This is a genomic window from Flavobacterium turcicum (assembly GCF_011365745.1).
Classification (GTDB): Bacteria; Bacteroidota; Bacteroidia; order Flavobacteriales; family Flavobacteriaceae; genus Flavobacterium; species Flavobacterium turcicum.
This window is the reverse complement of record NZ_JAAOBY010000008.1, coordinates 1-20,159: the sequence shown is the minus strand read 5'-3', so window position 1 is coordinate 20,159 and position 20,159 is coordinate 1. Positions and strand designations below refer to the sequence as shown.

At 36.6% G+C, this 20,159-nt stretch carries 16 protein-coding genes and 1 tRNA gene; 6 read left to right on the top strand and 11 right to left on the bottom strand.

The genetic code is table 11. The annotated features are described in order from the left end of the window. Window positions 1-16 precede the first annotated feature (16 nt). Window positions 17-1,474 carry a glycoside hydrolase family 30 protein gene (locus G9Q29_RS12650; protein WP_166137955.1) on the top strand — a complete coding sequence of 486 codons (1,458 nt, stop codon included), beginning with the start codon at window positions 17-19 and terminating at the stop codon, window positions 1,472-1,474. 307 nt (window positions 1,475-1,781) lie between these two features. On the opposite strand, the gene G9Q29_RS12645 is transcribed toward G9Q29_RS12650, so the two are convergent. Continuing rightward, the gene (locus tag G9Q29_RS12645) at window positions 1,782-4,112 is read right to left on the bottom strand and encodes a beta-glucosidase family protein (RefSeq protein WP_205729867.1); all 2,331 of its coding nucleotides are present in this window, start codon (window positions 4,110-4,112) and stop codon (window positions 1,782-1,784) included. 322 nt (window positions 4,113-4,434) lie between these two features. Between G9Q29_RS12645 and G9Q29_RS12640 the strand changes: the two genes are divergently transcribed. Continuing rightward, complete coding sequence (locus G9Q29_RS12640) at window positions 4,435-5,190, top strand: NUDIX hydrolase (protein ID WP_166137952.1); 756 nt, start codon at window positions 4,435-4,437, stop codon at window positions 5,188-5,190. 46 nt (window positions 5,191-5,236) lie between these two features. Here the strand turns inward: G9Q29_RS12640 and G9Q29_RS12635 are convergent. Further along, window positions 5,237-5,311 (bottom strand) — tRNA-Val (locus G9Q29_RS12635). 86 nt (window positions 5,312-5,397) lie between these two features. Further along, window positions 5,398-6,618: a bifunctional folylpolyglutamate synthase/dihydrofolate synthase gene (locus tag G9Q29_RS12630; RefSeq protein WP_166137949.1), complete on the bottom strand. Its 1,221-nt coding sequence runs from the start codon at window positions 6,616-6,618 to the stop codon at window positions 5,398-5,400. A gap of 128 nt (window positions 6,619-6,746) precedes the next feature. Between G9Q29_RS12630 and G9Q29_RS12625 the strand changes: the two genes are divergently transcribed. Then, window positions 6,747-7,442: a MotA/TolQ/ExbB proton channel family protein gene (locus G9Q29_RS12625; RefSeq protein ID WP_166137946.1), complete on the top strand. Its 696-nt coding sequence runs from the start codon at window positions 6,747-6,749 to the stop codon at window positions 7,440-7,442. Between the two features lies 1 nt (window position 7,443). Beyond that, a complete protein-coding gene (locus G9Q29_RS12620) occupies window positions 7,444-7,839 on the top strand; it encodes an ExbD/TolR family protein (protein WP_166137944.1) in 396 nt (131 codons plus the stop codon). 192 nt (window positions 7,840-8,031) lie between these two features. On the opposite strand, the gene G9Q29_RS12615 is transcribed toward G9Q29_RS12620, so the two are convergent. The 4 genes from G9Q29_RS12615 to G9Q29_RS12600 all read right to left on the bottom strand — a co-directional run bounded on the left by G9Q29_RS12615 (window position 8,032) and on the right by G9Q29_RS12600 (window position 11,864). Continuing rightward, a complete protein-coding gene (locus G9Q29_RS12615; RefSeq protein ID WP_166137941.1) occupies window positions 8,032-8,931 on the bottom strand; it encodes an energy transducer TonB in 900 nt (299 codons plus the stop codon). A gap of 177 nt (window positions 8,932-9,108) precedes the next feature. Further along, complete coding sequence (locus tag G9Q29_RS12610; RefSeq protein ID WP_166137938.1) at window positions 9,109-10,335, bottom strand: Glu/Leu/Phe/Val dehydrogenase dimerization domain-containing protein; 1,227 nt, start codon at window positions 10,333-10,335, stop codon at window positions 9,109-9,111. 96 nt (window positions 10,336-10,431) lie between these two features. Further along, window positions 10,432-10,800, bottom strand: coding sequence for a ribosomal maturation YjgA family protein (locus tag G9Q29_RS12605; RefSeq protein ID WP_187038259.1), 369 nt, complete (start codon window positions 10,798-10,800; stop codon window positions 10,432-10,434). Beyond that, window positions 10,797-11,864 carry an anhydro-N-acetylmuramic acid kinase gene (locus G9Q29_RS12600; RefSeq protein ID WP_166137930.1) on the bottom strand — a complete coding sequence of 356 codons (1,068 nt, stop codon included), beginning with the start codon at window positions 11,862-11,864 and terminating at the stop codon, window positions 10,797-10,799. Before G9Q29_RS12600 ends, G9Q29_RS12605 begins: the two co-directional genes overlap by 4 nt. Before the next feature lie 88 nt (window positions 11,865-11,952). Here G9Q29_RS12600 and G9Q29_RS12595 point away from each other — a divergent pair, with 88 nt between their 5' ends. After that, window positions 11,953-13,095 (top strand): acyl-CoA dehydrogenase family protein, encoded by a 1,143-nt coding sequence (locus G9Q29_RS12595; RefSeq protein WP_166137927.1) that lies wholly within the window; start codon window positions 11,953-11,955, stop codon window positions 13,093-13,095. A 182-nt stretch (window positions 13,096-13,277) separates the two neighbouring features. Here G9Q29_RS12595 and G9Q29_RS12590 read toward each other — a convergent pair whose 3' ends face one another. Further along, the gene (locus G9Q29_RS12590; protein WP_166137924.1) at window positions 13,278-14,519 is read right to left on the bottom strand and encodes a glycosyltransferase; all 1,242 of its coding nucleotides are present in this window, start codon (window positions 14,517-14,519) and stop codon (window positions 13,278-13,280) included. A gap of 109 nt (window positions 14,520-14,628) precedes the next feature. On the opposite strand from G9Q29_RS12590, the gene miaE reads away from it, so the two are divergent. Continuing rightward, window positions 14,629-15,210, top strand: coding sequence for a tRNA-(ms[2]io[6]A)-hydroxylase (miaE, locus tag G9Q29_RS12585; protein ID WP_166137921.1), 582 nt, complete (start codon window positions 14,629-14,631; stop codon window positions 15,208-15,210). A gap of 55 nt (window positions 15,211-15,265) precedes the next feature. Here miaE and G9Q29_RS12580 read toward each other — a convergent pair whose 3' ends face one another. From G9Q29_RS12580 to G9Q29_RS12570, 3 genes are all read right to left on the bottom strand, one after another. Continuing rightward, window positions 15,266-17,131, bottom strand: coding sequence for an OmpA family protein (locus G9Q29_RS12580; protein WP_166137918.1), 1,866 nt, complete (start codon window positions 17,129-17,131; stop codon window positions 15,266-15,268). 19 nt (window positions 17,132-17,150) lie between these two features. Next, a complete protein-coding gene (locus tag G9Q29_RS12575) occupies window positions 17,151-18,068 on the bottom strand; it encodes a PorP/SprF family type IX secretion system membrane protein (RefSeq protein ID WP_166137915.1) in 918 nt (305 codons plus the stop codon). Window positions 18,069-18,131: 63 nt separating this feature from the next. Further along, window positions 18,132-20,159, bottom strand: a 2,028-nt coding sequence (locus G9Q29_RS12570) for a gliding motility-associated C-terminal domain-containing protein (protein WP_166137912.1), incomplete at its 5' end; no start/stop codon positions are given.

The window sequence follows — 20,159 nt, the reverse complement described above, 5'->3', positions numbered from 1 at the left end:
ATACATTATATCTAAAATGAAAAAAACAGCAACCTTAGCACTTGCAGCAACTACTTTTTTTACATTTGCTCAGCCCAAAAAAGCAAATCAAACTGCAGCATTTACAACATCCGGCAAAACTATTACGGTATATACCACCGCAGAAAATACCAAATTGCGACTGTCTCAAACAGACAAATTAAGCTTCGGTATAGCCAAACAACCTCTTGAAACAGAAATTTCAATTTTTGTAGAACCAAACAAGACTTTTCAAACATTCATGGGCATAGGTGGAGCAATAACTGACGCAAGCGCAGAAGTTTTTGCAAAATTAAGTAAAAGCAAACAGCAAGAATTACTGCAAGCCTATTACAATACTGAAAACGGAATTGGTTATTCGCTACTAAGAACTACAATACATAGTTCTGATTTTTCAAGTGGAAGTTATACTTACGTGAAAGAAGGCGATAGTGAATTAAAATCGTTTAATATTGACCACGATAAAAAATTCCGCATCCCGATGATAAAGGAGGCTATAAAAACGGCCGGTGGAAAATTGACATTGTATGTTTCACCTTGGAGTCCACCAGCATTTATGAAAAGTACTGGCAATATGTTGAAAGGCGGAACTTTGAAACCTGAATTCAATCAAGCATGGGCCAATTATTACGCTAAATTTATAAAAGCCTATGAAAAAGAAGGAATGCCTATTTGGGGACTTACAGTACAAAACGAGCCTATGGCTACCCAAACTTGGGAATCATGCATTTACACTGCCGAGGCTGAACGCGATTTTTTAAAAAACTTTCTTGGACCAACTTTAAAGAAAGAAGGCTTAGGCGATAAAAAAATTGTTGTTTGGGATCATAACCGAGATTTAATAAATCAAAGAGCAAATGTCATTTTTTCTGATCCAGAAGCATCAAAATATGCTTGGGGAATCGGATTTCATTGGTACGAAACTTGGGCAGGCGGTGCGCCTATGTTTGAAAATATTCAAAAAGTCAATGAGACATACCCAACAAAAAACCTCTTGTTTACTGAAGGTTGCGTAGAGAAATTTGATTCCAATAAATACCAATTATGGGCTAATGGCGAACGTTACGGCACTAACATGATTCACGATTTTAATAACGGCACCGTTGGATGGACGGACTGGAATATTCTTTTAGACCAAAATGGAGGTCCCAATCACGTGGGGAACTTCTGTTTTGCACCAATCCATGCTGACACTAATTCTGGAGAACTTATTTATACACCAAGTTATTACTACATTGGCCATTTCTCTAAATTCATTCGACCAGATGCCAAAAGAGTTAGTACGGCAGTTAGCCGAAGCTCTTTAATCAGTACTTCATTTTTAAATAAAAACGGCAAATTGGTAACCGTAGTAATGAATCAAGGAGATAAAAATGTAACCTATAATCTAATCATCTCAAATGAAAAAACAGTGATCGAAATTCCCGCGCACGGAATTCAAACCTTGGTGTATTAGAATATCTGTTTTTAAAAAAAATCGAATAAAAAATTTATTTTAAAAAAGGAAACTTCAACTTGAATTTTTTAAAATTCGGAAGGGTAACTAAATAAATTCTTAACAGTAGCTAATAGGTTTCTATCAAATTTAAAAATTAGGTCAAAATTAAAAAACGCAGCAAACAGTGTTTCAACATACTGCTTACTGCGTTTTTGTTTACAATTTAACCAACAATTAGATCTCAGTGCGACTCAAATAAGAGGAAATCATTCCTTTTGAAGACGATGTTATGAGGCACTTTTTATGCTTTGCTTTCAGCCACCCTTTATTTTTGATTGGCCGCTGATAAAATTCCATTAATATTTTCTTCAGTAAATTTACCTCCAGATAACATAACTAATTTGTTTATTGGCATATCAGATAACATTATTTCAAAAAACAAAGCTGCTTTTTTCTCATCTTCGGTTTCTGGTTTTTTTGAAGCTCCCATAAAACCTTGTACTAAGTTTTCATAAATTGCTAAAGTTTTTGGAGACCTTTTGAATTCTTTAAATAATGATTCACGAGTAAAAACGAGTTGTGCAGGTTTTGAAGATTCAATAAAAACCGTTTGTTTTAAAGGCAAATCTCGAGAAGAGCCTCCAACCAAAACATCAAACTTTCCTGATTTCACGGTCCACTCAGGTGTTTTTGAATTGTAATAAGAGAAATCACGAGAACTCAATTTGAAAGTAATTGTTTTTTCCTCTCCTGCGGCTAAGGCCACTTTTTCAAAATGTTTAAGTTCATTTTCAGGTCTACTTACTTCACTTTCTTGCTCATGTACGTACAACTGCACTACTTCTTTTCCTGCCATTTTTCCCGTATTTTTTACTTTAACAGAAATGGTAACGCCTTCTGAATCTTTGGCCGAGGTAGTATTGGCTTTTATATCAGAATATGAAAAAGTAGTAAAACTCAATCCGTATCCGAAAGGAAAACTTGGTTCAATTTTCTTTTTGTCATAGTAGCGGTAACCGATATAAATCCCTTCACCATAATTAGCTTGTCCATCTCTTGATGGGAATTCAATTGCGGTTGGAGTATCTTCCAATCGTTCTGGAAATGTCTCCGATAACTTACCTGAAGGATTCACTTTTCCTGTCAATACATCTGCAACTGCGCCTCCACCAGCTTGCCCTCCAAGATAGGCTTCCAAAATAGCTGCAACATCATTTTTCCATGGCATTGCAACAGCAGCTCCATTCATCAAAACCACAACACTATTCTTGTTTACTTGAGCAACTGCACTAATTAATTGATTGTGGCCTAGTGGCAAATCCATATTAGTCCTATCAAAACCTTCCGACTCATAACTATCTGGCAAACCTGCAAAAACAAGAACTACATCAGCATCTTTGGCAATTCGCACTGCCTCAGCTAATTTCGCCTGATCTGTTTCTCCTTGTGAATTGTATCCTTGCGAAAATGTAAACTGTGTACCTTTGGCTAGTTTTTGTAATTCATCAAATGCGTTTAAAATTTGAGTTGGACGCACTTGCGAACTTCCAGCTCCTTGATAACGTGGATTTTTGGCAAAATCACCAATGATAGCAATCTTTTTAACAGAAGGTTTTATTGGTAAAATAGCAGATTCATTTTTCAACAACACAATGCATTCGCTGCTAATTTGTCTTGCTAGTTCATTGTGCTTAGTCTTGTCAACCACAATACCTTTTTTGTGACTGTCTTTTGCTTTTAGAGTTATCGCCAATAGATCGGTTACAATTTCGTCTAGTCGGCTTTCTTTTAGAGTACCGTTTTTAACGGCATCAACAATTTTTTTATCATTTAATCCACCACTTGCTGGCATTTCAAGATGCATACCTGAGTCAACACCAAGCGCTCTTTCATTTACAGCACCCCAATCAGAAACTACAAAACCTTGTAATCCCCACTTGTCCTTTAACATTTGCTGTAATAAAAATGGATTTTCAGAGGCATAGGTTCCATTTAATTTATTGTAGGAACACATCACGGTCCAAGGTTGTGCCTCTTTTACTGCCATTTCGAATGCAGGAAAATATATTTCATTCAAAGTACGTTCGTCAACATTTGAATTATTAGACATGCGTTCAAACTCTTGACTATTTGCCGCAAAATGCTTCATAGAGGTACCCACGCCTTGGCTTTGCACCCCATTTATGAATCCAACTGCAATTTTACCTGCCAAAACCGGATCTTCTGAAAAATATTCAAAATTTCTTCCTCCAAGAGGAGAACGTTTCATGTTTACTCCAGGTCCTAACAAAATTTGTACATCATTGGCTTGGGCCTCAATTCCCAAAGCTTCGCCCATCTTTTGAGCCAATGCCGTGTTCCAAGAAGATGCCAAAGCTGATGCCGTAGGAAAACAAGTTGACGGTACACTGTTTGTAAAATCAAAACCCTCCGCCTTGCGTAATCCGTGAGGACCATCAGTCATAAAAATAGACGGGATACCCAGTCTTGGAATGGCCTTAGTTGACCAAGCTGTTCCACCTGAGCACAAAGAAGCTTTTTCCTCGAGTGTCAATTGCGAAACTAATTTTTTAGCTTTTGCTCGATAATCAATAGCCTGCGCTTGCATTTGTAGCGTAAATGCGAACCCAAGGAGTAATAGAATAGTTTTTTTCATAGTCTTTTGCGTTAGTTTTTTTTATTCAAAGGTTAAAAACTCTTATTGTGTTATAGTGACGCAATGTAAACAATATTTTTGAAAAACAGCACATTACATTATTTTTGACAAGCTTTTTTACATAAAATGTATAACCAATTCGAAAATGAATCGTGAAACAATGCAATTCTTAACTCATTCTTTTCATATTGTGCAACGTACTCTTGAATAATTTTGGAAAAAAACTTATTTGTATTCAAAAAATGTACTGTTTTAATTTCCGAGTAAAAATGCACTAAATTGCGCCTTATAAAAGTGTACTAATTTCAAGAATGAAAGCCCCATGTTAAAGAGTGTTTTAGAAAATAAAGAATTATACCAACCCGGTTTATCAATAGATTGCGTGATTTTTGGATTTCATGACAACCAATTAAAAGTGTTATTAATCAAAACAAAGTACAGTAATAAATGGGCTTTGCCGGGAGGTTTTGTGTCTTTAAATGAAGGAATTGATGAAGCTGCCGTAACGGTTTTGCACCGTAGAACAGGTTTAAATGGAATTTTTTTAAGACAATTTTCAACTTTTGGTGCCGCAAACCGCTGCGATGTAGAGGTGAGCAACAACATTCTACGCTTTTATAACATACCAATCGAAGATGGAAAATGGTTTGCCAGTCGTTTTGTTACAGTTGGTTACTATGCATTAGTTGATTTTTTACAAACCATTCCGCAGCCATTGGCAGCTGATGAAATTGTGGAATGGATTGACCACGATGCAGTTCCTGATTTGGTTTTGGACCATAAAGAAATTCTAGATAAAGCATTAGCTACTCTGCGAAACGAATTAAATCTTACACCTGTAGGCTACAATTTGCTACCTGAAAAATTTACAATTCCAGAATTACAAAAATTATACGAAACCATTTTAGGCAAGAAATTAGACCGCCGTAATTTTTTAAGAAAGATTACAGCTATTGGGATATTAATAAAACTTGACGAGAAGAAGAGCAATGTTGCTCACAAAGCACCTAACTTATACCGCTTTGATAAAGAAAAATACGAGGCAGTAGTTAAAAACGGAATCAACCAAGGTTGGTAAAATCAGAAATAAAAAAAAACTCCTTAATTTCTTAAGGAGTTTTTTGTGGGCGATGAGGGGTTCGAACCCCCGACCCCCTCGGTGTAAACGAGGTGCTCTGAACCAGCTGAGCTAATCGCCCTATTGCAATTCGATAATTTTCATTTCCTTATTGCGAGTGCAAATATAAGACTGTTTTTTGAATATGCAACTATAAAAACAAAAAAATTACAAAATTTCTGCAACTACAAAAGTACTTCCTCCTACGTAAACAAAGTCAGTCGCTACAGCATTTTGCAGTGCTTTTTTATAAGCTTCTGAAACAGAATTGTATACTTCACCATGCAACTCAAACAATGCCGCCTTTTGTTGTAAAACTTGCGCATCCAATCCGCGAGGAATATTAGGCTTACAAAAATAATATTTTGCATTTTTTGGAAACAAAGGCAAAATTTCTTCTAAATCTTTATCATTTACCACTCCCAAAACAAAGTGTAAGGTGTCAAATTTTTCTTTTTGTATTTGTTTCAATACGATCTCTAGACCGTTTTTGTTATGAGCAGTATCACAAATAACCTTTGGGGCTGTATGTATTTGCTGCCATCTGCCTTGAAGTCCTGTATTTTTTACAACATGCAACAAACCATTTTGTATATTTTGAGGGGAAATTTCAAATTCAGTCTGCTTATTCAAAACCTGTATGGTTTGCAAAACCGTCTTTTTGTTGTGCACTTGATAATCTCCAATCAAGTCTGAAGGATAATTTTCGAAAACTAAATCTGCTGCAAAATAAATCTCCGAGCTTCCTTCTTTGGCTCTAGACAAAAAAACAGGCTTCGTTTCAGGAGTGTATTCTCCAATAATTACAGAGATATTTGGCTTAATAATTCCTGCTTTCTCGAAAGCAATTGCTTCAAGTGTATTGCCTAAAAACTGAGTGTGATCTAATCCTATATTGGTAATTACAGAAACCAAAGGCGTGATAATATTCGTTGCATCTAATCTTCCGCCCATTCCTACTTCGATAATGGCGATATCCACTTTTGCAGCAGCAAAATAATCAAAAGCCAAACCAACGGTCATTTCAAAAAAACTCATGTCATTAGCTTCAAAAAATAGTTGATGCTCCGTTATGAAATCTTCAACAAATTTCTCAGATATTTCGACCCCATTTATTTTTATACGTTCTCTGAAATCTTTTAGATGTGGCGATGTATACAAACCTACTTTATATCCAGCTTCTTGTAAAACAGATGCCAACATATGAGAGGTAGATCCTTTGCCGTTGGTTCCTGCCACATGTATACATTTCAATTTTTTTTCAGGATAATTTAGGTGCGCTGCAAGTTTGTGAGCGTTCGTTAAGTCCTTTTTATAAGCTTGTGCGCCTTGAAGTTGGTACATCGGGAGCTGATTAAACATCCAGTTTATAGTGTCTTGATAATTCATTTTATAGGTAAATAGGAATTGTTTAAAATATTTTTCGATTTTTTTAGTTTAATACTACATCGAAAAGTATCTTTAGTGCAAAATTGAAACAAATTTTAGAATTAATGATTAAAACACAATAATATTATATGTTTAGTTTTATCCAATTACAAGCGGACACCCTTACTAATGCCGCATCAAGCGCAGTTGTTGAAAACATTGCTCCAAACACCGAAATTTCTACTTTAGGATTTTTATTAAAAGGCGGTATTTGGCTAATCCCAATTGGGATTTTATTATTTTACACTTTTTACCTCATCGTAGAGCGCTACTTATACATTAGCAAAGCTTCAAAAGTAGACTCATTACTTTTACGTGATGTTAGGGATCAGTTAAATTCTGGCAATTTAGATTTAGCACGATCACTTGCTGAACGAAATAATACAGCATCGGGAAATATCATCAAAGAAGGTATTCTTGTTATTGGCCGCCCAATTGGTGAAATCGAATCGAATATGGATCGTGCAGCCGATATTGAAATTGGCGAAATGGAAAAACACTTGGGCCATTTGGGACTTATAGCTGGTATTGCGCCTACTTTGGGTTTTATTGGTACCATTTCCGGAGTAATTAAAATTTTCTACAGCATATCAGTTACTGAGAATATTAGTATCGGGAATATCTCTGGCGGATTATACGAAAAAATGATTAGTAGTGGAGCGGGTTTGATAGTTGGAATTGTTGCCTACAGTGGATACCACTTGTTGAACGGGAAAATTGATAATTTTGCATTAAAAATCCAAAAACAAGTACTTGAATTTGTAAATATTATTCAAAAATCATAACATGTCTATCAAAAGAAAAAGAAGATTTCATGCCGAGGTCGCGACTTCTTCATTAAGCGACATCATGTTTTTTCTACTGTTGTTTTTCTTGATTATTTCTACACTTGCCAACCCCAATGTAATCAAGATGACTTTGCCAAAAGCGCAATCAAACGAAAAAACCAACAAGCAATTCATCAGCTTATCCGTCACTGAAGATAAAAAATTCTATATTGACAAACAACCCGTTTCATTTGAAGAACTCGAGGCTACGCTTATGTCTAAAATGGATACAACAAAAGACCAAACCGTTGTTGTTAGAATCCCATTCAATCTTCAGGTGCAAGATTTAGTAGATGTTTTACAAATAGGAGTACGTAACAATCTGAAATTTGTAATCGCCACTAGCCCGAAATAAAAACGATATTAATTTAGGACACGTCTTGCTTTTGGGCGTGACCGCAATAAAAAAAAATGGAGCCAATCAACTTTTATGCTGATGTGCTCCATTTTTTTATTGCCGTCGGGCTATTCGCAGTACTGCGGTACTTGCTGCTATCCCTCACGCGAGATATCGTATAAATTGACAATTATCTTTTAAAAGTGACGTTTAATTAAGGCTGAAATTATAAATAATTTTGCCCACCTGCTTTTCCGGCGCATCTGAACTAGGATCCCATTTCGTATTCATGGCTGCAATTCTAGCTTGATCAAGTAAACATCTTGCCGTATTTGTTGTTCCTTTCACTCCCGCAATAGCGCTCATTGTACGTCCGTTTCGATCTACGGCGACCTCAACAACTACCCTACCTTGTTCGCTACATGTGTATTTTGGCACTGGTTTAGATACTGCTCTTCTATTACCAAGAGAATATCCGATTCCGCCACCAGAACCACTTCCGGATCCGCCACCGCTTCCAGAGCCTGAACCTTTGCCGGTTCCTGTTCCATTTCCAGTTCCGTTTCCTCCGCCAGTACCACCTCCGGAACCGCCTAAACCATAATAATCACCTGAATTTAAATTCCCGTTTGACTTTCCTTTATTTCCAGCTGTTTTATCATCACCATCACCTCCTTTATTAGATCCTTTCAGTATACTTGACAACGCATCATTGGTAGCATTCGATACCTTTGGTTTTACTACCACAGGTTTTGTTTCTTCTTTTATAACCACTGGTGTCTTTTTAGCTGGAACTTTAGTCGGGATAACCACGCTTTCATCCGTACTATTTTCTTGCGAAAGTATTGCTTCGTCAGGAGTACTGTTTACTGGTACCGCTTTCGCTTGATTTTTTACCTCTAATACTTCACTTTTATAGTCCGAGCCCGATCCGAAATCACTATCCCCAAAATTCACCGTAACTCCACCACCGCCTCCACCGCCTGCAAGCTCCACTCCATTTGCCGGAGGCCAAAAACGGATAAAAAACAAAATCAACAACATTGCCGCATACAAAAGAGTGGTAATGATTAGGGATTTCTTTTGATTGGTTGAATTAGTAGAACTCATTGTATTGGTATTTGAAAAAGGATATGACTAAAAACGTTGAAAAGTACTAAAAATTGTCAAGAGTAGAAAGCTAGTTTTCAATTATAAATTAGTTTGTATTCAAAGTAAAATGGGAATTAGTAGCCTTTTATGTCTACCAATTCCCATCTTGTATACTTGAAATTATAAGTGCTTGAATTAAGTAAGTTGTTTCAATGCAATTTCAAAAGCAGTGGCGCTGATATTAGTTTTATTAGGATTAAGTATATGCGCTTTTTCAATCGCTTTTTTAATAATTTCTGAAGTATCAGAAAATATAGCTTCATCAGTCATTTGTACTTTTTTCTCCATAAAATAAGCAAAAACACGAGCCATTCCGCAATTCGAAATAAAATCAGGAATCAAACTTACTTTATGATCTACATCTTCCATAATTGGACCAAAGAAAATCTCTTTATCCGCAAAAGGAACGTTCGCTCCACAAGAAATAACTTCTAAACCATTTGCAATTAAACTATCAATTTGCGACTGCGTAACCAAACGAGATGCCGCACACGGAGTAAAAATTTCGGCACCAATTGTCCAAATTTTTTGGTTGATTTCTTCAAAAGGAATCATGTTCTCAGCTACTAATTTGTTACCGTCTTTGGCTAAAAACAAAGCTCTTATCTCTTCGAAAGAAAAACCATCTTCATTAATCAATCCACCATCTCTATCGATAATACCAATTACTTTGGCACCCATATCCGCAAGGTAAAAAGCGGCAGCTGAACCTACATTCCCAAATCCTTGAACAATCGCTTTTTTACCCTTTACATCTCCGCCATAAATAGCATAAAAATTACGAACTGCCTCAGCAACACCGTAACCTGTAATCATATCAGCAACTGTATATTTTTTTGAAACATCAGGAGAGAATTTTGGGTTTTCGATCACCTTAACAACTCCTTGACGCAACTGACCTATTCTATTGATTTTATCTGCTTCGGTTGGCTTGAAGTGCCCGTTAAAAACACCTTCTTGCGGATGCCAAACACCACATTCTTCAGTCATCGGGATCACTTCATGAATTTCATCGACATTCAAATCTCCACCAGTACCGTAGTAACTTTTTAATAAAGGAGAAACCGCTTTGTACCAACGTTGCAAAACTCCTTTTTTGCGGGGATCATTCGGATCAAAATTGATACCCGACTTTGCTCCACCTATCGCAGGTCCAGAAACCGAAAATTTAACTTCCATCGTTTTTGCCAATGACAAAACTTCATTCATATCCAAACCTTTTCGCATACGAGTTCCACCTCCAGCAGCGCCTCCACGAAGCGAATTGATAACTGTCCAACCCTCAGCTTCGGTTTCAGCATCTTTCCAATGGAAAACTATTTCAGGTTCTTTATTTTCGAATTTCTTTAATAAATCTTTCATTTGTTGCGATATGTTTAATTTTGGCAAATATAAAAAATAGAATAATGTGAATTATGTGTTTTCGAGTTTATTTATAAAGTTTATACCATTCTTCTTCTAGAACCATTTAAAAACCATTCGCTCGAAAACTACCGCCACAAATACACCAAATGTGTACGCAATTAAATCTTCCAATAAAAAATCTTGTCCTAAAACCAAGCGACCAATTATTGTTGCTCTAATTTGTAACAACCAATTCCATCGTACTAACTGTAATGTCTCTATCGCAAAACAAAAGGATAAACTCATTATCGCTATGGCGACAGCCGTTTGTGTGGTGAAGAAAAACCTAAAAATAAAATAAATTAAAACGGCGTAAAGTAAATCTCCAACAAATAGCGGTACTACGGAAAAACCTCGACTGCACAATCCCAACAAAATAGTTATTATTGCCACTGCTAAATAGTTTTTTCTAGATGGTATCATGGCGTGTAAACCATTCCGGCAGAATGGTCTTGTTGGGCTCCAGTTACGCTGCACAGGACATTAATTTCACCTCTTAACTTCAAAACACCTAACAATCCAAAAATTACTGCTTCTTTAAATTCAAGTACTTCTGGATCAGGAATTACTATTTCCGTATTAGGCAAGTAGGATTGCGCACGTTCTATCAAGAAATCATTATAGGCACCACCACCGGTTACAAAAATCTGACCGGTTTGGGTAGGCAGCGCAGCAGCAATTTGTAAGGCAACATGCTCTGTAAACGTGTTCAATTTATCAGCTACTGCCAAATTATATTTTTCTATCAAAGGCAACACAATACCCTTTACAAATTCAAAACCCAAGGATTTAGGATATTTTTGAGAGTAAAATTCAAGCGCATTCAATTCGGTCAATAGTTCTAGGTGACAATTACCTGAACGTGACATCGCTCCTTTATCATCATATTCGAAACCTAATTGTTGCGCATAAAAATTCAATACGGTATTAACAGGCGAGATATCAAATGCGATGCGCTGTCCGTCTTTCTCGAACGAAATATTTGAAAAACCTCCCAAGTTCATGCAATAATCATAAGAGGAAAACAATATTCGATCTCCAATTGGCACCAAAGGCGCACCTTGTCCTCCCAAAGCTACATCCTGAACTCTAAAATCACAAACTACTTTTTGCTGAATCAAGGTAGCAAGCTGCGGTAAATTCCCTATTTGTAGTGTGATTCCCTTCTGAGGTTGATGCAGCACCGTATGCCCATGTGAGCACACAGCATCTAAATTTTTAATAGCGTTGTTTTCTATAAAATCACTTATGACAGTTGCCAAATGACTTGTGTATTCATCATTCAGATCTATGATTTCTAGACTTGTAAGCGTTACAGCAGTTTGCAGTTTGTTTAACCAATAAACAGAATACGAAACCGTTTCAGCTTGTAAAATTTCAAATGACCATTCGTTATCAACCTTAGTAAAAACGATATGTGCCAAATCGACGCCATCTAGCGATGTTCCTGACATGACACCTACTACAAAATACTTTTCTTTAAACATAGGCTAAAATTACGAAAACGTTTGAAATCTACTATTTTATAATTACTTTTGTGGTCAAATTTAAGAACATTTAATTTACAATAAAAATATGGATTTTAATCTAACCGAAGAGCATTTAATGATTCAACAAGCGGCTAAAGATTTTGCTGTAGCAGAATTATTGCCGGGTGTTATTGAACGTGATGAACACTCAAAATTCCCAACTGAACAAGTAAAAATGATGGCCGACTTAGGCTTCATGGGAATGATGGTCGATCCTAAATACGGTGGATCAGGTCTTGACAGCATTTCGTATGTTTTAGCTATGACCGAAATTGCAAAAATTGATGCCTCGGCAGCGGTAATCATGTCTGTAAACAACTCATTAGTTTGCGCCGGTTTAGAGAAATATTGCAACGAAGAACAAAAAATGAAATACCTTGTGCCGCTTGCAAAAGGAGAAGTAATTGGAGCATTTTGTCTTTCGGAGCCAGAAGCAGGATCTGATGCTACATCACAAAAAACTACCGCAATTGACAAAGGCGATTACTACCTTTTAAACGGAACAAAAAACTGGATTACCAACGGAAGTACTGCATCAACATACATTGTTATTGCACAAACTGATATCGAAAAAGGACATAAAGGAATCAATGCCTTCATCGTTGAAAAAGGATGGGCAGGTTTTGACATTGGACCGAAAGAAAAGAAAATGGGAATTAGAGGTAGCGATACACATTCTCTAATGTTTACTGACGTAAAAGTTCCAAAAGAAAACAGAATTGGTGCTGACGGATTTGGTTTTGCTTTTGCAATGAACGTACTAAATGGTGGTCGTATTGGTATTGCCTCTCAAGCATTAGGAATTGCAACTGGTGCTTACGAAACTGCTTTAAAATACTCACACGAACGCAAAGCATTTGGTAAAGAAATCTTTAACCACCAGGCAATCGCTTTCAAATTGGCCGATATGTATGTAAAAGTAACTGCAGCCAAATTACTAGTAATGAAAGCTGCTTGCGAAAAAGACGCTGGAAAAGATATTGCACACTCTGGAGCTATGGCCAAATTATACGCATCAGAAATCGCTTTAGAAGTTGCCAATGAGGCCGTACAAATTCACGGAGGAAATGGTTACGTAGCTGAGTATCATGTAGAGCGTATGATGCGTGACTCAAAAATCACTCAAATTTACGAAGGAACTTCAGAGATTCAACGTATTGTAATTTCACGTGGTTTGATGTCATTGTAAATCAAATCTTTTAAATATAAAACTCGCCTTAATGTATTTTAAGGCGAGTTTTTTTATGGGATGCCCTTACTTTCACTTTCGTTACAGTAAGGTCGGGTCATCCGCTGTATCTTTTTAAGCCTCGCAAAAAAGCGAGCCTAAAAAAGGATGCCGCTTCTACCCCTCATGCATGACTTGCTAACTTAGCTGTTTTTTGCCTCAATCCATTTCGACATATACTTCGTACTTTTTAAAGTATGATGCTGTAGCAAAGCGCCCATGAAATTGGCCAAGCGGTGCGCTTCTAAATTCTCAATCAATTCAGTCATTCGACTTGCAAACTTCTCAGCAAAAATAACTTCGTCATATAAATTTTCAACCAACTTAAAACCGTTGTCCTGCGAATTCAACCAATAATTTTTATCCTGATAAATACGTACTGCTTCTGCCGCAAAAAGTATAGGCTCATCATTAATAGCACCATTCCAAGGCATATTCCCGTGCATCGACTCTGCGCCAATACTCGTTGTCACATTAGGTGTACCCCATTGCATACTCTCTAACAATTTACCTTTTATTCCTGCACCAAAACGTAAAGGCGCTAGAACCACTCGCGCTTTTTGCACCACATCTTTAGCCTCAGCAGCACGACCAAGAATTAAAAAACCTGACTTTTCATGATGCAACTGTACTACTTTTTGTGACGGATAAGCACCATAGACATGCAATTGCGCTTCGGGTAACTGCTTCCTAATTAGAGGCCAAATAGTTTCTTTTAAGTACTGAACTGCATTCCAATTGGGTTCATGTAGAAAATTTCCAATGAAAACAAAATTAGCTCGCTCCTCAAAAGACGGAACTTGATCTGCGACAAACATTTCTTGTTTTTGCACCAACAAAGGCAAATAAAACAACAAAGCCGCATCGATTTTAAAAACTCTTTGCAGTAATTCCATTTCAAAAGTAGCAATCATCAAAGTAATATCACACCGCAGTATACTAGCCATTTCTCTTTTAGCAACTTCCTCTTTAAGCAAATCAGCAATTTCAAAATCACGCTTTTCTTTAAAGGCACTTTGTCTTGCTAAACGCAAACAATGTAAATCTTCGGTATCCAACACACGCAAAGCTAACGGACAATTTTCAGCCACACGCCACCCAAATTGTTCTTCCATCATAAATCGATCAAAAAGAACGATCGCCGGATTTAATTCAGCAATAAAAACATCAAAACTCCTACAATTTAAGACTATATTTTCTTTAATAACTCCAAATTCACTTAAATCCACCATGAATTCAGAATCTTGCGCGGGACTGGCAAAAGTTACAGAATATCCTTGCGATTGGTACAATCGAATTAATTGCATCATTCTTCCACCTGCAGCGGATGACTTTGGCTCCGGCCAAACAAAACCTATAATTAGTACTATTGGTTGTACGCTCATGTTTTCTCCATCTTAAGGATACAAAATAATAGTAATTTTATCGATAAAGCTTTGTTATCAAACAAAATCATTGAAATAAAGAGTAATTTTGTAGCAAAAGAAAACGATTATGTTGGGACTTAAGTTAGCTACTGATCCGAGATGGGTTACTATTGTAGAATCGAACATCGAAGAAATACTTACCGATCACGCTTGGTGCGAGCAGAAAGCAGCGTCAAATGCTATAAGTTTGATCACACAAAATTCTGAAAAAGAGGAATTAGTTACTGAACTTACTATTATTGCTAAGGAAGAATTGGAGCACTTTGAAATGGTGCATCAATTAATCAAAAAACGTGGACTTACTTTTGGTCGCGAACGAAAAGACAGTTACGTTAATGAGCTTTTTAAGTTTATGAAAAAAGATGGAAGTCGAAATGATGCTTTATGCGAGCGTTTACTTTTCTCGGCAATGATTGAAGCACGCAGTTGCGAGCGTTTTAAAGTTCTATCTGAAAACATAAAAGATCCTGAATTGGCCAAATTTTACCGAGACTTGATGATCAGTGAAGCCGGTCATTACACAACCTTTTTAGGCTTTGCCAGACAATATGCCGATAATGTTGATGTGGATAAACGATGGAAAGAATGGATTGCTTACGAAACCTCGATAATTACAAATTACGGTAAGAACGAAACAGTACATGGATAAAAAAAAACAGCATACCTAAAAGATATGCTGTTTTTTTTATACTTAAAATTCTAATTTATTTTCTAATTAAAAACTCAGAACGTCTGTTTAAAGCCATTTCTAATTCGGTACAATTTTCTTTACAGTCAATTTTTGGGGCACCTTCTCCCATTCCTTTTCCTGAAATACGTTCAGCACCAATACCTTTTTCAATAATATAAGCTACTGTAGCTTTTGCTCTATTTTCAGATAATTTCAAATTATAAGAATCAGTTCCACGGTGATCAGTATGAGCTACAACATCAATTTGTAATTTTTGATTTTGAGACATTACATAAACTAATTTATCCAACTCAGCAGCTCCCTTTTCTGTAATTTCACTTCTATTAGAATAAAAATAAATAGGATTCAATATAATCTCCGTCTCAGTTACAATTACTTCAATTGGCTCCAAAGCAACTTCAACTAAATTGGAACCAGCCACTGCGATTACTGTTTTACTTTGTGTTACATAACCATCTTTTAAAATTCGCACCTTATATGATTTACCACAAGTCATGTCGTAAGATAATATTCCCTTATCATCTGACATCTGATTTACTATTTGTTCCTGACCATCCATAACTATTTCAACTCTGGTAGACGCAAGAGCAGCACCATCTTTGGCATTTTTAACAGCTACCATCAAATTGGATTTGCAAATTGGATTCAGTACATAAATATCATCCTGCCCAGTTCGGTTACTAGAGAGAAAAGCAATGTTTTTTTCAGTATTGAATGTAAAAGAAAAATCGTCTTTCTCAGAATTCACAGGTTTTCCTAAATTTTTGGGAGTAGCTGCTGCTTCCAATGCATTTACACTAAAAACATCAAAACCACCATAACCCAACAAACCATTTGATGCAAAGTACAAAACATCATTATCAGCTATAAAAGGGAAATTTTCATCGGCTGCCGTATTTATACTTGGACCTAAGTTCTCTGGTTGGCCATAACTACCATCTGCATTAATTTGCACTTTCCAAATATCTGTACCACCAATACTTCCGGGCATATCTGAGGCAAAATATAAAACAGTTCCTTCGCCATTTACAGATGGATTTCCGTTTGAATAACTTTTATTATTCCAAGGGAAAGGAGCAATTGCTGTCCATTTATCATTTTCTTTTTTAGCACTGTAAAGACTAACTTGGCCAAATTTTAATCTTCTACTTTTATCTTTTTTAAACAAATCATTTTTAAAACTTTCGCTCGTAAAATACGCAATTGATCCAGACTTCGTAAGTGACACAGACCCTTCATGAAAATCTGAATTTAATCCAGCTACTTCCTCTGGCGCTTCGAAGTTTCCATTAGACAATCTTTTGGCTTGATAAATATCTAAAAATGGTTCATTATTCCAGCTGTAAACTTTCTTGCTTTCGTTGCGCGCACTAACAAAATACAATACATCGCCGTATAAGGTTGCGCCCCAATCCGAGCGAGCAGAATTAATATTCAATTTTCTAATTTCATACGCAGCATCAATTCTTTCCAACTGATCCAAATAATTAGGATTAGCACCAAACTTTTGAGCACGACTATCATTTGGACTTAGTTGAGCAAAACGCTGTAATTGAATATTTGCTTCTTTATACTTTAAGTTGGCTTTTAAAACCTGTGCGTATCTAAAAAATACTTCGGCATCTTTTTGCGATGTTATGCTTTGAGCATACCATTTCTCGGCTTCTTTAAAGTTGTCAATGTAGTAGTAACAATCAGCCAATTGCTTCTTAATGTACAAATCATTGTTGCCCTGCCTTACTAAAGTTAAGTATGCCTCGATAGCTCCGTAATAGTCATAGCCACTCGCTAAATCATCCGCACTTTTAGTTTGTTTATTTTGCGCAAGGGTTGAAAAACTAATTATTGCTACAAGAACTAATAGTATATATTTTTTCATCAAATAGTTGAATTAAACGTTAGAAAAACCTCGGAGAACGAGATACTTTTTTAGATTCGAAAAGATCATACAACAAAATAAACTCATGTGATGACGGCGTACTCACTCTCAAATCAGAAACAATATGGTCATATGCATATCCAATTCGCAATGATGGACTCACAGCAACATTTATCATTCCCCCAAAACTATCTTGTAATCGGTATGTTGCCCCTATCTCAAATTTTTCTTGATATAAAAAATTAGCCGATAGATCTAGCGAAGGCGTTACATTTACAGCAGATTTCAACATGAATGACGGTTTGAATTTTAAATCATAATTTAAATCCATTACATAACCGGCTGTTAAAAAATAATGCGAAACATCGGAACCATATGCCCTTCCATTAAAATCAAGATGAGCAGCTTTTAACATGTTTGGTATTGATAATGCTGCATAATATTTATCTGAGTAATAAAAAAGTCCGGCTCCAACATTCAAGGAAGCATCACTAATGTCTTGTCCAAAAATCCCCTCGGAAGGATCTGGCAAACTAGATTGTAAATCTCGTAATCCTACATTATGAAAAGAAGCTCCCGCCTTTATACCAAAAGCAAGTTTATCTGTTTCATTCAATTGTAGCGTATATGAAAAATCTCCGTAAACGTTTTGTTCTGAAACAGGACCTATTTTATCCGAAAGAAAAGAAATACCCATACCCACATTTTTTCCAACGGGAGTATGACCCGAAAATGAAAAGGAAGATGGTGCACCTTCGATATTAACCCACTGCTTACGGTACAATAGTCCAAAAGATAAATTTTCTTTCGAACCCGCATAAGCCGGATTAATGACATTCATATTATACATGTATTGTGTATAGTGTGGATCTTGTTGCGCACTTACCTCGCAGAGAGAGAAGCAAACCAACAGAGAAATTAATAGTATTTTGTTCATATCGTTTTTGTTTTTTGTCAAAGTCAATTAATACTTCGTATGACTATTGCTTTAGTACTTTTTTTATTTTTCTCGAATTAAATAAATCCAACCCGTTTTTGGGGTTCCAGATTCAAATTCAATTACATAATAATAGGTAGCACTTGGCAAATCTTCACCTGAATTGGATTGACCTTTCCATTGGTCAGTATAATTGGATTGACTGTACACCTTGATGCCGTATCTATTAAAGACTTCTAATTTTTTAACCTTCATAAAAGTTAAATCAAAAGAATCATTTGAACCGTTTCCGTCAGGAGAAATCCCCTTTTGAATGTTGCAAAAAATAGACTCAATTGTAAAGGTCTGAGTAGTTTCGCAACCAGTCGCCGCAGAACGAATTGAAAGCGAAAAGACCGCTGGAAATACAATCGAATTTGAATTGGACGTTACTTTAGATAGGTTAAGGCTACTATCTGTGCCAACGACTACACCATTTGAATCTTTCCATTGATAGGTTACTTGGGCAGGATCATAACTTGAGCTACGCGGAATAGCAGATAGTACAAACTCATTATTGATACAATTCGATTCGGTCTCGAATTGAATTTGCTGTGGAATTGCATTGATAGTAATTATTCCGCCTGTCGCAATACATGCAGGACTGTTAGTAAAACGAACGGCCATTGTATAATTTCCTGGTACTAGATTAGCAAAAACTGGACTATTTTGATATCCATTACCGATACTGTATTGTACATTTTGTTGTGCACTAATAGTTATGCTTCCTGTTGGAACGGCACATGTTGGTTGAACAACACTAGCTGCAGTAGGATTAGTTGGCAGCTGTGGTATAGCATCAATAGTTACAGTTTGTGTCGATGAAGTAATACAGGTGTTGTCCGTTGTACTTCTAACGTAAAGCGTATATGTATTTGGAGCTAATCCTGAAAACACATTTGATGCTTGGTAATTGATTCCATTCAAACTGTACTCCACTCCATTTTGTGTACTCACTGTAATTGTTCCTGTTGGAACAGCACATGTTGGTTGTATAACAGTCGCTGCAGTTGGTACCGCTGGTGGTGTTGGCGCATTATTGATTGTTACCGTTTGTGTCGATGAAGTAATACAAGTGTTATCTGTTGTACTTCTAACGTAAATTGTATATGTATTTGGAGCTAATCCTGAAAACACATTTGATGCTTGGTAGTTGGTTCCATTCAAACTGTACTCCACTCCAGTTTGTGTACTCACTGTAATAGTTCCTGTTGGAACCGCGCAAGTTGGTTGTAGAACAGTCGCTGCAGTTGGCACCGCTGGTGGTGTTGGCGCATTATTGATTGTTACCGTTTGTGTCGATGAAGTAATACAAGTGTTGTCCGTTGTACTTCTAACGTAAAGTGTATATGTATTTGGAGCTAATCCTGAAAACACATTTGATGTTTGGTAATTTGTTCCATTCAAACTGTACTCCACTCCATTTTGTGTACTCACTGTAATGCTTCCTGTTGGAACGGCACACGTTGGCTGTACAACACTCGCTGCAGTTGGCACCGCTGGTGGTATTGGCGCATTATTAATTGTTACCCTTTGTGTCGATGAAGTAATACAAGTGTTGTCCGTTGTACTTCTAACGTAAAGTGTATATGTATTTGGAGCTAATCCTGAAAACACATTTGATGTTTGGTAATTTGTTCCATTCAAACTGTACTCCACTCCATTTTGTGTACTCAATGTAATACTTCCTGTCGGAACGGCACATGTTGGTTGTACAACACTAGCTGCAGTTGGTATCGCTGGTGGTGTTGGTGCATTATTGATTGTTACCGTTTGGGTCGATGAAGTAATACAAGTGTTGTCCGTTGTACTTCTAACATAAAGTGTATATGTATTTGGAGCTAATCCTGAAAACACATTTGATGCTTGGTAGTTGGTTCCATTCAAACTGTAATCCACTCCATTTTGTGTGCTCACTGTAATTGTTCCTGTTGGAACAGCACATGTTGGTTGTATAACAGTCGCTGCAGTTGGCACCGCTGGTGGCGTTGGCGCATTATTGATTGTTGCCGTTTGTGTCGATGAAGTAATACAAGTGTTATCAGTTGTGCT

Excerpts from the sequence above, each read along its gene's own strand:
- G9Q29_RS12580 (WP_166137918.1), bottom strand. The coding sequence starts at position 17,131 with ATGAAAAAATATATACTATTAGTTCTTGTAGCAATAATTAGTTTTTCA.
- G9Q29_RS12620 (WP_166137944.1), top strand. The coding sequence starts at position 7,444 with ATGTCTATCAAAAGAAAAAGAAGATTTCATGCCGAGGTCGCGACTTCT.
- G9Q29_RS12650 (WP_166137955.1), top strand. The coding sequence starts at position 17 with ATGAAAAAAACAGCAACCTTAGCACTTGCAGCAACTACTTTTTTTACA.
- G9Q29_RS12640 (WP_166137952.1), top strand. The coding sequence starts at position 4,435 with ATGTTAAAGAGTGTTTTAGAAAATAAAGAATTATACCAACCCGGTTTA.
- G9Q29_RS12645 (WP_205729867.1), bottom strand. The coding sequence starts at position 4,112 with ATGAAAAAAACTATTCTATTACTCCTTGGGTTCGCATTTACGCTACAA.
- miaE (WP_166137921.1), top strand. The coding sequence starts at position 14,629 with ATGTTGGGACTTAAGTTAGCTACTGATCCGAGATGGGTTACTATTGTA.
- G9Q29_RS12615 (WP_166137941.1), bottom strand. The coding sequence starts at position 8,931 with ATGAGTTCTACTAATTCAACCAATCAAAAGAAATCCCTAATCATTACC.
- G9Q29_RS12590 (WP_166137924.1), bottom strand. The coding sequence starts at position 14,519 with ATGAGCGTACAACCAATAGTACTAATTATAGGTTTTGTTTGGCCGGAG.
- G9Q29_RS12610 (WP_166137938.1), bottom strand. The coding sequence starts at position 10,335 with ATGAAAGATTTATTAAAGAAATTCGAAAATAAAGAACCTGAAATAGTT.
- G9Q29_RS12595 (WP_166137927.1), top strand. The coding sequence starts at position 11,953 with ATGGATTTTAATCTAACCGAAGAGCATTTAATGATTCAACAAGCGGCT.
- G9Q29_RS12625 (WP_166137946.1), top strand. The coding sequence starts at position 6,747 with ATGTTTAGTTTTATCCAATTACAAGCGGACACCCTTACTAATGCCGCA.
- G9Q29_RS12575 (WP_166137915.1), bottom strand. The coding sequence starts at position 18,068 with ATGAACAAAATACTATTAATTTCTCTGTTGGTTTGCTTCTCTCTCTGC.
- G9Q29_RS12630 (WP_166137949.1), bottom strand. The coding sequence starts at position 6,618 with ATGAATTATCAAGACACTATAAACTGGATGTTTAATCAGCTCCCGATG.
- G9Q29_RS12600 (WP_166137930.1), bottom strand. The coding sequence starts at position 11,864 with ATGTTTAAAGAAAAGTATTTTGTAGTAGGTGTCATGTCAGGAACATCG.
- G9Q29_RS12605 (WP_187038259.1), bottom strand. The coding sequence starts at position 10,800 with ATGATACCATCTAGAAAAAACTATTTAGCAGTGGCAATAATAACTATT.